This is a genomic window from Caballeronia eucalypticola, assembly GCF_047608185.1.
Taxonomy (GTDB): Bacteria; Pseudomonadota; Gammaproteobacteria; order Burkholderiales; family Burkholderiaceae; genus Caballeronia.
Genome location: NZ_JBLKRU010000020.1, coordinates 1 through 14,569 on the forward strand (window position 1 = coordinate 1; position 14,569 = coordinate 14,569).

General features: G+C 54.6%; 12 protein-coding genes. 7 read left to right on the forward strand and 5 right to left on the reverse strand.

What is annotated here, in order from left to right:
• Positions 1 to 7: 7 nt before the first annotated feature.
• Positions 8 to 1,366: an IS4 family transposase gene (locus ACMX25_RS22240; protein ID WP_436231370.1), complete on the reverse strand. Its 1,359-nt coding sequence runs from the start codon at positions 1,364 to 1,366 to the stop codon at positions 8 to 10.
• A gap of 457 nt (positions 1,367 to 1,823) precedes the next feature.
• On the opposite strand from ACMX25_RS22240, the gene ACMX25_RS22245 reads away from it, so the two are divergent.
• The 4 genes from ACMX25_RS22245 to ACMX25_RS22260 all read left to right on the forward strand — a co-directional run bounded on the left by ACMX25_RS22245 (position 1,824) and on the right by ACMX25_RS22260 (position 7,652).
• Complete coding sequence (locus ACMX25_RS22245; RefSeq protein WP_414952234.1) at positions 1,824 to 4,454, forward strand: hypothetical protein; 2,631 nt, start codon at positions 1,824 to 1,826, stop codon at positions 4,452 to 4,454.
• 8 nt (positions 4,455 to 4,462) lie between these two features.
• Entirely contained in the window at positions 4,463 to 5,095 is a 633-nt protein-coding gene (locus ACMX25_RS22250) for a hypothetical protein (protein WP_414952235.1), read from the forward strand.
• A 124-nt stretch (positions 5,096 to 5,219) separates the two neighbouring features.
• Positions 5,220 to 5,543 carry a hypothetical protein gene (locus ACMX25_RS22255; RefSeq protein ID WP_414952236.1) on the forward strand — a complete coding sequence of 108 codons (324 nt, stop codon included), beginning with the start codon at positions 5,220 to 5,222 and terminating at the stop codon, positions 5,541 to 5,543.
• Positions 5,544 to 5,558: 15 nt separating this feature from the next.
• Positions 5,559 to 7,652 (forward strand): AAA family ATPase, encoded by a 2,094-nt coding sequence (locus ACMX25_RS22260; RefSeq protein WP_414952237.1) that lies wholly within the window; start codon positions 5,559 to 5,561, stop codon positions 7,650 to 7,652.
• Between the two features lie 661 nt (positions 7,653 to 8,313).
• On the opposite strand, the gene ACMX25_RS22265 is transcribed toward ACMX25_RS22260, so the two are convergent.
• Both ACMX25_RS22265 and ACMX25_RS22270 read right to left on the reverse strand, forming a co-directional pair.
• Entirely contained in the window at positions 8,314 to 9,300 is a 987-nt protein-coding gene (locus ACMX25_RS22265; RefSeq protein WP_414952238.1) for a sulfonate ABC transporter substrate-binding protein, read from the reverse strand.
• Positions 9,301 to 9,475: 175 nt separating this feature from the next.
• Entirely contained in the window at positions 9,476 to 9,763 is a 288-nt protein-coding gene (locus ACMX25_RS22270; RefSeq protein ID WP_414952239.1) for a hypothetical protein, read from the reverse strand.
• A 313-nt stretch (positions 9,764 to 10,076) separates the two neighbouring features.
• Between ACMX25_RS22270 and ACMX25_RS22275 the strand changes: the two genes are divergently transcribed.
• Together ACMX25_RS22275 and ACMX25_RS22280 are read left to right on the forward strand one after the other, a co-directional pair.
• Entirely contained in the window at positions 10,077 to 10,484 is a 408-nt protein-coding gene (locus tag ACMX25_RS22275; protein ID WP_414952240.1) for an RT0821/Lpp0805 family surface protein, read from the forward strand.
• 62 nt (positions 10,485 to 10,546) lie between these two features.
• Positions 10,547 to 10,999, forward strand: a complete 453-nt coding sequence (locus tag ACMX25_RS22280) for an NUDIX domain-containing protein (RefSeq protein WP_414952241.1) — start codon at positions 10,547 to 10,549, stop codon at positions 10,997 to 10,999.
• Between the two features lie 25 nt (positions 11,000 to 11,024).
• On the opposite strand, the gene ACMX25_RS22285 is transcribed toward ACMX25_RS22280, so the two are convergent.
• Both ACMX25_RS22285 and ACMX25_RS22290 read right to left on the reverse strand, forming a co-directional pair.
• Positions 11,025 to 11,888, reverse strand: a complete 864-nt coding sequence (locus tag ACMX25_RS22285) for a transporter substrate-binding domain-containing protein (protein WP_414952242.1) — start codon at positions 11,886 to 11,888, stop codon at positions 11,025 to 11,027.
• Between the two features lie 133 nt (positions 11,889 to 12,021).
• Positions 12,022 to 13,731: a glutamine--tRNA ligase/YqeY domain fusion protein gene (locus ACMX25_RS22290; protein ID WP_414952243.1), complete on the reverse strand. Its 1,710-nt coding sequence runs from the start codon at positions 13,729 to 13,731 to the stop codon at positions 12,022 to 12,024.
• Positions 13,732 to 14,077: 346 nt separating this feature from the next.
• Here ACMX25_RS22290 and ACMX25_RS22295 point away from each other — a divergent pair, with 346 nt between their 5' ends.
• The gene (locus ACMX25_RS22295) at positions 14,078 to 14,299 is read left to right on the forward strand and encodes an ornithine acetyltransferase (protein ID WP_414952244.1); all 222 of its coding nucleotides are present in this window, start codon (positions 14,078 to 14,080) and stop codon (positions 14,297 to 14,299) included.
• Positions 14,300 to 14,569 lie beyond the last annotated feature (270 nt).

Genomic DNA, 14,569 nt, shown 5'->3' on the forward strand with positions numbered 1-14,569 from the left:
CATTCCCTTATACAGAAGTGTCGTCACCATCGTCGTCGCGTAAGAGGCGCAATGTTTTTGCAGCGACATGAACTTCTCGGAGGCCGAGCCAGATGGTCTTTGCTCCGGGTTCGCCATCGCCCTTGCGGCCAAGGAAACCTCCCAGGCGCGCGATCAGTCGCAATACTTCGTTGAGCTTCGGTTGGGCCGGCGCTCGGGTTTTCGTGAGCAGGTAGGCGGAGCGAATTTCATCGGGATCGAAGAACAGGTGCGCGTCCAGATCCGGGCAGGTTCGTCCGAGCCGCATCAAATAAGCCACACGCCAAGCCACCACCAGAAACAGCGCTAACGCGCGCTCGAGCCGTTCGATCGTGCCCAACTGAAGCGCCTCGACACGGCACGCGTTCTTCAGGATGTTGAACAAGATTTCCACTTCCCAGCGCGCTCGATACCAATCGATCAGTTCGACTGCCTCCTCCACCGTGCTGGCCGTGCGATTGGTCAACAGACGCCATTCGATCGGCTTAACGCCCGCAGGAGCCTCGAACTCGCGCGCGACCAGGCACGTCGCAGCGATGCACTTGCCTTTGCCCGCGGGCAACTCCACGCGTTGCACCCACAGATGCTGGCGCACCGTGCGTGCTTTGACGCCATGGCGCGAAGCCATCGTGAAGGCGATTTGCCCGACAGCTTCCCCACGGCTCGTGCGCTCCCACAGCTTGTCTCCCTCCGGCAGGCAGCGATTATGAGCGGCTCGTACCAGCCAGTCGGCCGGCGTGCCCAGCTCCTGCGCTCGCAACATCAGCGACATCAGATCCGCTTCGCGGTCGGCCACATACACCAAACGCGTGGAGGGCAGGCTCGGCGCCATTTCGGCAATGCGCTCATAGCCCTCGATCCAGCGCACACTCTCCTTGAGTCCGCCACGCTTGCCGGATTCGTCCTTCTTCTCCCGCGCCCACATCCACGCATCCAGAATGCCCAACGGCTCGCGCTGCGGCGTAACCGCGTAGGTCGGGTGCAGATACATGCCCCGCTGGGCTTCATAGCTCAGCGGCCCGAGTCCGATCGCGCCTTGTCCATTGAAATCCAGCTCTGATGTGTCCTGCACGCAGAGCACGACACGATGGGCCTGCATGCGCTCCTGCGTCTGCTGCCAATGCGGCTCCAAAATTGCATGCCATTCGACCTTGTCGTTGTCGAAGAAGCGGTACGCCGCCATCGTCTCGCCCCAGCCCTGGCATGCCTTGGGCACGCTGGCCATCGGGTCGGCCGCCATTCTTTCCATCAAAAGCCTCGCTCGCTTGTTCAGGCGCGCATCGCCGAGCTCGAGCTGTTTGAATTCCGTCTGGGTCCAGGGCGTCGATTCGGTGACCAATGCGTCCACTCAAAAAGCAAGAGTAAACGCGATCCGCTGAAAGTTTACAAGCGCAGCGCTACGTCATTGAAAGTAAACGCGTTCTTCCGCGCACGACGCCTTGGGCTACGAGATGTGTATAACCGGATGGATTATTCTACCGCTGGGTTTTGACTGGCCGACCTCTGCAAAAAACCCTCACCTAAACACGTTCGTTACAAATTTGTGTCCAGAATTGCTGTCGTTTGTTCGCTCTTTACTACCACAAAGCACTGACTTGCCCCACCCTGCGTTTGAGTCTATCGGCACAAATCCAACCCGGAGGGGCTGGTTCGTTTCATATGCAACAAAGCTTCTTCTTGCGACTGGCTGGCGTTGTCCGGGGGACGCATCGCTTAAGGATTTGGTCGCAATATCCGAACGAGCTCCTAGTCTAACGGCCCATAGTCATGTGCTCCCTTACCGCGCGCTCGTCGATGTCTTAAGCGTGCGCTACGGCCAGGAGTTTCCTATTAGTGTCGATGATTGGGATGGTTCTTTATCACTGCGCAGGTTGCAATCCGCGAAAGGCCGCGCAAAGTCACTTGTTGGGATAGAGAAGGAGCGTGCTTCGAAGATATCGGACGCGGTTGTCGGCCCATTTGATAGATTAGTTTCGACTATGCCCGGTAACGCTTCACCCGAAGCAATCTCGCTTATCTCGGAGATGCCTGGGCTAAACGTCGATTTTAGGAAAGTTTCTGTTAATTGGATAAGGCTGGGTCAGCTGTATTGGGATAAGACCGTTCGGGAGAAGCTCAAAGGAGTCGAACAAGCTTTAGGTTACTTAAATATCTATCTATTCCAATATCTTCTTTACTGGTTTAAGGATAACCCGGATACGACACTTAACTTTCCCGAGTGGCCCAACCAATTCCTTACGAGCGTCTTTGTAACACGCATCTCGGTTTCGACAGAGCCGGCTCCTTGCACTCTGATGGAAATGCTCGCGCACCTAGCCGAAAAGCGCAAATGGAAAGAAACTTACCATTACGCCCTGTTGCTACAACTCGAAAAGTTTTTCGGATTCCTTGAAAGACACCGAGATGAGTTGCCGGGATGCGAAGGTTTTTCTCAACCATTGTGGCGTGAAGAATATCCTGCCTTATCCAGAAGCCATGGCACAAACAAAATGCCGGTACCTCGGCGTCTCTTTTCATTATTTTTGGATTATTTCGAGGCCCTTAAAACTTATCAAGACAGGGTAACGGACCTGGTGTTGAATGGTGAGATGTCCAATTCTCAACTAGAACGCAGTTTCAACAACAAGGTAGAAGCGCTCGACGTAGCTGAGCTCGCAAACGTTGTTGGTTTGAGTCCGGTCTTGTTCTTCCGAGAAAAAACCATTCGCTTGCAGTCAATACCAAATTGTATGGCAATTCGGCCTACAAGGATTAAAAGTACCAAATTTGTCGATTGTCAACGTATGTTTCTCCCTCAACCGCACGCAGTAAATCAAATTATTGTCGCCTTGCATACGGGACTTCGTCATCAGCACGTTCAATGGCTTGACGCGACCAAGTTCGATAGCCTGGTGACGCCAGAGGAAATAGAGTTCACCCAATTGCACGTCAACACGGACAAAGTCAAAATCCATGCTTGGGAGCCGCGAGTTCGTATGCGTGTGATAGAAGTATTAAGGAGCCAGAGGGCATGGCGTGAGCTTATTGATATGCCTGGTTTTACGAAATTAAGATTTTACGAAGATAACAAAAAAACAAAATGGCCGAAAATACTTCCTCTTTTTTCCGCGTCTGCAAATGGTCGACCGCATAGCGACACAAGATATCAAAAGGTTTGGAAATCAGTTCTTTTAGAGATACAGAAAATGTTACCGGATATTGATGAAGCTGGAAAGCATAAAATGTTTAAATTATTGCCGCCTAACATTAAATGCGATGACATCGAACTTGTAGAGAAACGCTACAAATATGGAAAGAACTGTCACGACGTGTGCTTGGTTGAACCCGCAACTATGATAACGCCACACAGTGCGAGAATTAATGTCGTATCGCAATACATTACGATACTGCCAGCTGATTTGATTGGGAAATACATTACCGGTCAGACTGCAGCGACAGTCTCTATCTACGTTAAACTCGATGAGGAGGCATTGCAGTTGGAGAGGACACATCAGGCAATGGCGCTTCGAACACGTGTATCTACAACGGCTTCGCTGGAATTTATTAATTCAGCAGAATCTTCGAGTGCTCGATTCATAGCTGCAGACCACGTTAATTCGCACTTCTCTAAAAGCTTCCGCAGCAACCTCGCCGAGACGCTCGTCTCATATGGATGTATAAGCATCACTATGAGCTCCAGCGGGGCAACGGGCCTAGACGTCCTACGTGAGACGGGTGGCGTCAACGCAGCAGAGAACAAAACGGAGATTTGTCCATATGGCAATATGTGTCCTAACGAGATTGTTATCAAATATAAAGGTTTCGGACGCTGTGGGCTCTGCGAGTGTGCGGTGCGCTCTATTGACCATTTGACCGCCGTCAGCGCTAAGGTGAAGCAATTCGGGGAAATGGAGATGGAGTTGACGAAAAAGATTGAAACGGCTCTTGTTGCCACTCCCTGTCCCTATAGCAATGACGAATTAGACAGACTCGATTTGGAGCGGGTGAGATTAGCGGAGGAAGAGACCGGTTGGAGGGTTGCCGAAAATACGTTGAACATTCAACTGGCCAGAATTAAGAACGGACAGGATTCACGCAGGTGGACGGTACAGAAGCCAGAAATGATAATCCAAGACCTGAGCCGGGTGGTTGTTCCGTCAAATCTCACTTCGTTTACGTTGGAGCGCCTTCGGGAATGTGTTGCCTATCCGACGCTTGAGAGTCCGCAAATGCGTGCGAGATTCGACCTTATTCGACGGCAGTTGCTAGCCCGTTCAGGAAATGTTGGGAGGGCGCTCACTAGTGAGGTGCCGACAAATGTTGCCGGCGAATTGGCTGGCTTAATCCGGACTATCGTTCAAGCCAATAAGCTTAGCAGTGACGAAGTGCTTGAGCTTATAAATACTGACAATCATTTAGTTGCCTATTCGAACCAAGCTCCTGAGCTTTTGGGATAGACATTACCATGGCAAAGCAGGCAAATACATTCCATCATCAAGACGCAGAACAGACGAAGCGAGAAGAACAGATAAATAAATACCTAAAAACGCTTTCGCTCGCTCGGCTGAAATTTGAGTTCAGAACGGATGTGGCAACCATGGTTGCCGCGCACCTTACTATGTTGGGTCCGGGACGATGCGTGGCGTCCACACTGATGCGCAACGCACGTTATCGGGTGCTTTTAGAGAAGTTTTGGCAAGCGACAATTGACCGTAAATCCATGCCGATGGACGTGAATCGCGATTCACTTTACCCATCCTCCATTACTAACGTGCTGGAAGTCACAAATCTGCGTCGTGAAAATGAGCGCTTAAAGCTGTGCGTAGCAGGACAACAACCTGCTCTTTCCGAAGACAAAAGTAGACCCGGTGACTCGGAAGAGGATGAGTGGAAGATTCGCTTCGAAGAAGCGAATTTGAAATTTATTCGGACTTGTCAAGCACTTCATTTAGTACTTAGTCATATGGAGGTTGCGCTTTCGGCAAATCCAGAGACGCGGTCCGTAATTGACCTTTCTCGCATGAGAAACAATGTGGTCGTTGCGCCTCCTTTATCAGACGCTTTTTTTGAGTGGCTAAAGAAAAATGAAGGAATCTAAAATCGCTAGGAGCGGTAGGGACATCGGTGCTAATTACCTTGAGATGTTTCACAGGTATAAAACCGAAACGGGGACTATGCCATGCTCTCGCCCTGGCGTGCCAAACGTCTCGGAGTTATCCCGTATGACAAAAATCCCGAAATGTACGTTCTACCAAAATCTCCCTGTGAAGCGTTATCTCGATAGCTGGTTACAAGAAATCAATCTATCGCGGGCTCAAAAAACGGCCCCGCCGCAATTGGCAACGCAAACCGCTAGTCGAGAAAAATCTGCACCCACATTCGATGAGGAAAGAGGGTCCCGCCGGACTGAGCGAGAGCTGCATCATGCCAACCAGCTCATCGCTGTACTAACTGCTGATAACCACGACCTGCGCGAACGGGTGGCAGATTTGGAAATGGATGCTGCCCGGATTGACTTTAGTCTGGCAACGGGATTCCGCGTCTGAGAACCGGAGTCAACGATGCCACCTCTTTCTAATCAAAAGCTTGTTGAATGTTCAATCGTCGTAAAGCGTGTGATAAGCGAGACCGACGGGGGCGCAGCAATATTCGTCGGCAAAGATGCTACGGGCGGGTTGGTCAAGGTGGTCGCGCCGCCGCGCGCATTGTTCCGAGTTCCTATTGCAGGCGAAGCTTGGACCGTCACCGGTGTGATGCACGACGATGTACGGCATGGCCGCCAATTGCAAGCGCAAAGTTGCCGATACAAGCTACCTCGGGGCAGGCTTCTGGTCCGATTTCTCGCTGCTTCGTTTACAGGAATCGGCGAAGTAAATGCGAAGCAACTATGGGCCGCGTTCGGCGAGCGGCTGGGCGGGATTTTGTCCGCAGGGGACACAAAGTCCCTATCCGAGGTCTTATCCACGAGAACAGCGCAGCAAATTGTAGATGTGTGGGCCCAGAAGACGTGCGAATGCGAATTAATCGAATTTCTCGACTGTAACGGCTTCGACGCAGGATTAGCTACCAAGTTATCGAGGATTTGGGGAGTGCACGCCAAGTCCAGGCTGACGTCAAACCCATACCTGATGCTAGCTTTTGCGAACTGGACGCAAGTCGACGGCGCCGCGATGAAACTTGGGATAGCTCGCAACGATGTGCGTCGTTGCGTAGGCGCTGTGGAAGCCACCTTATACGTGGGCCTCCGGCAATCACACACATTATTGAGCTACACGGAATTGAGTAAAGGGGTAGGACAACGTTTAGGCCGGGGAGCCGCGAAGGCTGCCATATTCACCAGCGTATCAATGGGCGTGGTGACGGGCACGAATGAAGAAGGTTTCCAAACCGCCGGAGCTGCTGTATTGGAACGAACAATCGCGAAGCGGCTTGAAGCACTAATGCAACACACCGCAGGTTTTGACGAGACCGAACGCGTTTTTGCGCGCGTTGAAGCGTTGAGCGTATTTCTATCGAAGGGTCGTTGGATTCGTTTAAACGCTGAACAACGCGCAGCAGTCGAACTGCCGTTTAAACACAGGTTCAGCTTGTTGACCGGTGGTGCCGGCGTAGGAAAGACTTCAGTGCTGAAAGTAATTGCCGAAATCTCCTTTGAGCGGAAAATCCCGGTGTTCTTACTTGCGTTGGCCGGCAGAGCCGCACAACGTTTGGGAGCAATCACCGGCTTTCCGACGATGACTATTGCAAAGTTTCTTTCGGAGGTCCGAACAAAAAGGATTCGTTTGCCTATTAACGGCTTCATCATTATCGACGAGGCATCAATGATAGACGCTCCGACGTTATATCAAATTTTGCGCTATTGTCCGGCTACCTTCAGATTGCTATTAGTAGGCGACCCGGCGCAGCTGCCGCCGATTGGCATCGGACTTATTTTTCATCGCTTGGTCACAACCGCGCGTGTAGCACAGGCGAACCTCCGCCGGCAATTTCGGCAAGCAGATGACACGGGCATTCCCGCACTTGCAGCTTCCGTACGTGAACACCTAATTCCTGAGTTCACGCCGTTTAGCGGTAAGCACTCTGGCGCTAGCTTTTTGGAGTGCGAACAGGGAGATGTATCGAAGTATCTCTCACTTATCGCTCGAAGTTGGCATGGAGATGATTGGCAAATTCTCTCTGCGACAAACGTCGGACGTGCTGGCGTACGTAAAATCAATCAAATGTTCCACTTCGAGGCAACTAAGGGTTGCAATGCGACGCAATTTGTGTCGGGCGAGCCAGTTGTTCACATGGTCAACGATTATGAACGGAGCTTAATGAATGGAGCTCTCGGACGAATCGTCACGCTGACGCGCGACGATATGTTTCTTGCCGAATTTGAAGGGCAGCAGCACATGTTTTCTAGGCGTGAGGCTCGCGATTGTCTTGGCCTGGGCTATGCTATTAGTGTGCATAAAGCGCAAGGTTCACAATTTAAACGCGTTTGTTTCGTAGTTGACGATAGCAAGCTGTTGGACCACGCTTTGATATATACCGCATTAACGAGGGCCGAGGAGCAAATCGTCGTCATAGGCGACCGGGCCGCGTTTGAGCGGGCGGTGATAGCTCCCGCGCGCGCAGAGCAGCGGTCCGTAGGCTTTACGCTGGACCGATAATAATACGCCATTAAAGTATTCAGTTCTTCTCTAGGAGAATTGATTGCAGGTAGGCTAACGTTTCAGTACGCGAAATCGAATGCGAGCATCAATCGGCAAAGATGGATAACTCTCGTTCCAATTCTTTGATGTTATTACCGCGCCCTCTGGCTTTTTCAGCCCCCCCGCTTCACCGGTCTCTCATTTGTGACTATGCCGCTGGGCGCCCAGCGTCTCCGCTAAAAATGCCGGTTGGGGAAACAACCATATGGCTTTTGCAATTATCAGCACAATATTCGGGTCAATATGTTTCGCTGGGTGTTTGCTTGCCTTAGCCGCCTATCGCCTATCGCCTATCGCCTGGCACATGGCATCAGAATGAGTGAAAAGCGTTGGCTAATGCTCAGCCCGCGAACACGCACGCAGCTGCATGTTGGCTACCGACATCCATGAGTGACTTCGCATCGTTGTGACGCTCACCTGGCGGCCTTCGTACTGTCCTGCTCACTCACTCACTCACCCAACCGCGAACGCGCAAATACATATAATGGTTCGAGTCCCTCCTGCCGTACCAGGACCTCGGGTTCGTCTCAACGCCTCGGGCGTGCGAAACCGAAGCATCGCGTGATGTTTAGCGGGGCGTGCTCATACGATCACGCCATCGCTGCAAAAGACATTTCGCCTATCGCGCAGTCAGCGCGTTCTGGTCCTGCCACACGTTGTCCTTCACCGTCACCGCCTTCGGAATCAGCTTCGCGCGATAGAATGCGTCCGCCACACCCTGCTGAGTCGTGACAATCTTCTCGTCGATCGGCGTCGCGGCATACGGCACCCGGCGTATCCACGTTTCCACCAGCGCTTCATCCAGTCCGACTTTCGGCGCCAGCAACGCCGCCGTGTCCGCGGGATGCTGCGTGACCCACGCACCGGTCGTCCGCAACTGATCGATCACGGCACGCACCGCCTGTGGATTTTGGGCGGCGAAACTACGCGTAGCTTCGTAGAAATTGAACGGCTTCGGCAACCCGGTGTAGTCCGCAAGCGTGCGCACGGACAACGCTTTCTGCGCGGCGGCATAGTATGGGTCCCAGACGATCCACGCATCGACATCGCCGTTTTCGAAGGCCGCCCGTGCGTCTGCGGGCGCGAGATAAACCGGCTGGATATCGTCGAGTTTCAGGCCCGCTTTCTGAAGTACCGCCAGCAGCAGGAAGTTCGAACTTGATCCCTTTTGCAGCGCGATGCGCCGGCCTTTTAGCTCGGCCAGCGAATGAACGGGGGAGTTGGCTTTGACGAACAGCGCCTCGTTGGTTTCTCCTCCCGGCTCCGCGCCGACATACACAAAATTCACACCCGCGGCCTGCGCAAAAATGGGCGGCGGCGCGCCGGTGTAGCCAAAATCGATGTTGTTCGTATTGAGTGCTTCAAGCAGTTGCGGCCCGGCGGGAAACTCGTACCAGCTGACCGTATAGCCGAGCGGCTTGAGCTTTTGTTCGAGTGAACCCTGGGCCTTGAGCACGGCTAGCAAACCGGCTTTCTGAAAACCGATCCGCAATTGCTTTGCAGGTGCATTCGCCGCATCTTGCGCCGACGCAGACAATGGCAACAAAGCGAACGCAGCGGCGACCCATAACCCTGATAACGACGACAACAAACCCAGCTTTTTCATGGAGATTTACGTGGAAGAAGAGATAGCGTCGACCATAGCGGCGATGAGTTTGTGCGTCGAATAAGCGATGCTTCGAAGCTAATGACGGATTGCGAAAAAGCGGAAATGCGAAACTGTTCGACAATAGAAAAAGGCAGCCGAAGCTGCCCTTGATTCATGTCGGATTGCGAGAAGACTAGGGAGTGAGTTGCTGGCATAAAATCACCAATGTGAGCAATGCGCCAATCCAGAACGCGCCGCCTATGGCGGTCATCACGCGCGGCCAGATTGACGGCCGTGTTGCTGCGCCACGTGGGTTGGGAACGTAGGAGCAGCCTGACCACTCGGACCGCTCCGGCCGTCTGGCCAGCATCCGGTCCATTGCTATGAGGCCCCTGGGCATCGTGATTGCACACGCGATAATGGCGATGCAAAGCCACTGGTAGAGCGTGGGAGTCTGAGCGGTGGCGAGAAGGAGGTCCATGATCGGAATCGAGGCGTAATCAACAAGCCTTCGATCTTAGTTTTCCGTCTCAAATTCCAATATCAGACACTTCTGAGATAGTCGTCGTTTGCTCTGAAAATCACAGCGCATGGCCATTTGGCGGACGTTGGACGCTTGCAAAGTCCGTATGTCCTCATGCTATCCTCGACGCCAGATGATCGTGTTTTATCAGTTGATCCCGACCGTTTCGGATTTTTTTGAAACGCGATTATGGCAATGGTCGCGAATAATGCAGTCACGCTGTCTGATACCCGCGAAGCTCAATATCAATACCAACGAGGGAGAGTGTTTCATGTCATATCCATCTAGCGCGCTAAAGCGCGTCTCCGTGAAACTTGCTGTGCAACTGATCGCAAGCTGTGTCGTGCTTGCCAGCGGTGCGGCGCACGCGGCCAACCTCGGGTTTCTCAACAACACGCCGATCACCTACATGAAGCAGCGCGACTTGCAGGCGCTCAACAACGCGGCGCACTCGGCGCTCGACACCAAACAAGACGGCGAGTCGCTCGACTGGAATAACGAAGGCGCAGGTAATTCAGTTGCCATCAACGGCACGATCACGCCGTCGGATACGAAGAAGGACGGCGATCGTACGTGCCGCAAGCTCACCATGGTGGCTCACGCCAAGGGGCAGACGCAGACCTGGGCACCGACCGCTTGCAAGACGGACGGCGGTAAATGGGCATTGTTGAAACAGTGACCTGTTTTAAACATCTCGAAGTCTCCCGTCGCGGGGTATCGCCAATCTGGAAGGCCGCTTAAATGACCGACCGGACAGTTTCGTGCGGCATTGTGATTCTTAACACGCAAGGCGACGTGTTGCTTTGCCACGCGACCGAGACCTCTCACTGGGACATCCCGAAAGGCCAGGGTGAGGTGGACGAACAACCCGTGGAAGCGGCGTTGCGGGAACTCGTGGAAGAGACGGGCATCGTGATGAAAGCAGAGCGCTTGAAGGATCTGGGGCGGTTTGTTTATCGCCGCGACAAGGATCTGCATCTGTTCGCGGTGCGAGTGACCGACGACGAAGTGAAGCTCGAAGAGTGCGTCTGCGAATCGTATTTCCCGCGTCGCCGGGACGGTGTGATGATCCCCGAAATGGACGCGTACAGATGGGTTACGCCGATCGACGTCGATCAGTTCGCAAGCCGGAGCCTCGCGCGCTTATTCCAGACAACGCTGTCGCTGACTGAACTGCACCAGACGCTTGCCTGAGCCGGAAGGCTGGCGGCTTGACCAGCTAGTCGTCGGAGCTGTGATCGTTGGGATTAGCGAACATCGCTTTCATTTCCGGCGACAAGGGGAACCGCAGGTTGATGTTGTCGGGGGGAATGGCCTGCATGAACCACCGGTCGTAGAGCCGTTCGGCTTCGCCGGAGCGCTCCATGCCGGCAATCACGTCATCGGCCAGTTTCTTGAAGATTGGGTCTCCCTTGCGCATCATGCATGCGTAGGACTCGTGCGCGAGCGAGTCGCCCGTGACCATGTACTCGTTTTGAGCCGGACCTTCCTGGGCGATCTTTCCGTAAAGCAGCGGATCGTCCATGACGAACGCTACAGCGCGGCCGGTTTTCACGGCATCGAACGCTTCTGCATGGTCTTTCGCGCTGAAGATCTTCAGATCCAGTTTCCGGTTCCGTGACAGTTCCCGTAGAAGCTGTTCATCGGACGTGCCGGCTGTTGTCGATACGGTCTTGCCGGTGAGATCGTCGTAGTTGCGGATGCCGGATTTGCGCTTCACCACCATCCGGATGCCGTAGCTGAAGATGCTGTTCGAGAACGCGACCAATTGCTCTCGATCACGAATATGAGCGGTCGATCCGCACTCCAGGTCAATCTGGTGATTCACCACATACGACAATCGGTTCGCCGACGTAACCGTCACCGTGCTCACGGCGAGCCGGGGTGTTTGCAGGCGAAGCCGGACTTCGTCGACGATCTTGAGTGCAATAGCCTGCGAATAGCCGATGGAGTGCCCGTTCGCGTCGAGATACGAGAAGGGTACCGACGACTCGCGCACGCCGAGAACAATCGCGTTGTTCTCGGCGATCTTGCGTAACGTGGGCGAGGACTGGTCGACATTGCCCGCGAAAGCGGTTTGCACCGCCCCGATTAGCAGCACAAAGGAACACAACGCACACGACGCGCGCAGCGCGCGGACGAACGACCTTGGCAAGCTGCGTTGCAAAGCATCCCCCACAACAAGTGTGAGCGTCCGACGGGACGCGCCGATGATTTTAAGCCGGCTTGGTCCAGCTATCGCGCAGGCTGACAATGCGATTGAACACCGGCGAGCCGGGTTTCGAATCGATACGGTCAGCGACGAAATAGCCGTGGCGTTCGAACTGGTAGCGATCTTCAGCGTTTGCCTGACGCGCGCCCGGTTCGAGATAAGCGCGCACGATGCGCTTCGAGTCCGGGTTCAGCGCATCGAGAAATTCCGCGCCGCCAGCACCGGGTTGCGGCTCTTTGAAGAGGCGGTCGTAGATCCGTACCTCGGCTTCATACGCGCCTTCTGCGCTGACCCAGTGAATGGTGCCCTTGACCTTATAGCTGTTCGCGCCTTCCGTGCCCGACCTGCTGTCGGGGAAATACGTGCAGTGCACGGCCGTGATGTTGCCGTTTTCATCCTTGTCCGCGCCGGTGCACTCCACGACGAAGCCGTACTTCAGCCGCACCTTGTTGCCTGGGAACAAACGGAAATAGCCTTTCTTCGGCACTTCCTGGAAGTCCTCGCGCTCGATCCACAACTCCCGCGAAAACGGAAATTCGCGGGTGCCACGCTCGGGATGATGCGGATGAACCGGCGCGCTGCACATTTCGCTCGTGCCTTCCGGATAGTTGTCGATGATCAGCTTCAGCGGGTCCAGCACCGCGATTGCGCGGGGCGCCTTTTCGTCGAGATCATCGCGTAATGCGCCTTCCAGCACGCTCATGTCGATCCACGAATCCACCTTCGTCACCGCCACGCGATCGCACATGAGCCGGATGCTTTCGGGCGTGAAACCCCGGCGCCGAACACCTACGATAGTCGGCATGCGCGGGTCGTCCCAGCCATCGACATGATTTTCCGTCACGAGCTGCAGCAGCTTGCGCTTGCTGGTGATCGCGTAGGTCAGGTTCAGGCGGGAGAACTCGATCTGCTGCGGCAGTGGACGGGTGAACTTGCCGTCATCGGCGAGTTGATTCAGGAACCAGTCGTACAGCGGACGATGATCTTCGAACTCGAGCGTACACAGCGAATGCGTGATGTTTTCGAGCGCGTCCGATACACAGTGCGTGTAGTCGTACATGGGGTAGACGCACCACGTGTCGCCGGTCCGGTAGTGATGCGCAAAACGAATCCGGTAGATGACTGGATCGCGCATGTTGAAATTCGGCGACGCCATGTCGATTTTCGCGCGCAGCACGTGCTCGCCTTCCTTGAACTCGCCCGCTTTCATGCGGCGGAACAGGTCCAGGTTTTCTTCCGGCGTGCGGTCGCGGAACGGCGAATTCTTGCCGGGTTCCTGGGCCGAGCCGCGCGTCAGGCGCATCTTTTCGGCTGTTTGGCTGTCGACATAAGCCTGGCCGCGTTCGATCAGCAGTTCGGCGAATTCGTAGAGCTTGTCGTAGTAGTCGCTGGCGAAGTACAGGTGTTCGGTGCCGTCCTTGTTCCAGTCGAAGCCGAGCCACTTGACGGCGTCGATGATGGAATCGACGTATTCGACGCTTTCCTTTTCCGGGTTTGTGTCGTCGAAACGAAGGTGGCAGACGCCGCCGTAATCACGCGCGATCCCGAAATTGACGCAAATGCTCTTCGCGTGACCGATGTGCAGATAGCCGTTCGGCTCGGGTGGAAAACGAGTTTCGACCCGCTGCGACCATTTGTCGTTGCGATTGTCTTCGTCAATGATATTGCGGATGAAATTGTTTACCGCCGGGGCGTCGTTGCGATCGGTGTTCATGCGAGAAAGAGAGAGCGGACGAGGGCGCTAGCGTTGAAGACGTGCGGCTTGCGTTCGGTAAGACTTATCTGGTCTTTCGATTCTACCTTAGCGAGAGGGACAGGACAGCGCAGGCCGGGATTTAGCCGCGATGTGCGGCGCGGCTGCGACATCCGGACGCCTCGCGCCGTCGTAGAACGGTTGTAACGAGATCATGGCGGTTTCAATACAGCATGTATTCGGCGTAACGGGACGTAAATCGAATTGTCGGCATCGACGGGAGGATTTTAAGATAGCCTCGCGTTCCGAAATAATGAAATTGAAAGGTTCGGGGTGTGGGTGGTATTGACGACAAAAGGAAAATTTCATGATGAACAAGATCACGCGGGTTTCTTTTCGGGTTGCACGGGTTGCGGCGATTGGCGTGTTTGTCGCTTCAATTTCCGCGTGCGCGATGAACCGCACGCAGGCGCACGCGGGCATTGGAGCGGCCGCCGGCGGCGCTTTAGGTTACGTATTGACGGGCGGTCCACTCGGAACGGTGGCGGGCGCGGCGGCGGGCGGGCTGATTGGGGCAGGCGTGAGGTAAGAGGAGGCTCGTGCGCTCCGACAACCGTCCTCGGCGGTTGCACGACCGAACGGATTGAGCACAGCGAGCGCATTGAGCAGATTCGGCGAAGACTGAACCAGCGAGAAGGATCCTGGACGGAAACGGTGAGGCCGTGCGGGTTTCAGGGCGAATGGTGCTTGCCCGAGCGCGTACGGGGCAAAGCGTGTTCGTGTCAGGATTCGCGAGAAGGAGGGTTTCACACATCCGTGGCTCTGGCGAGCACCGTGCTTTTGGGGCACCTATGAATGA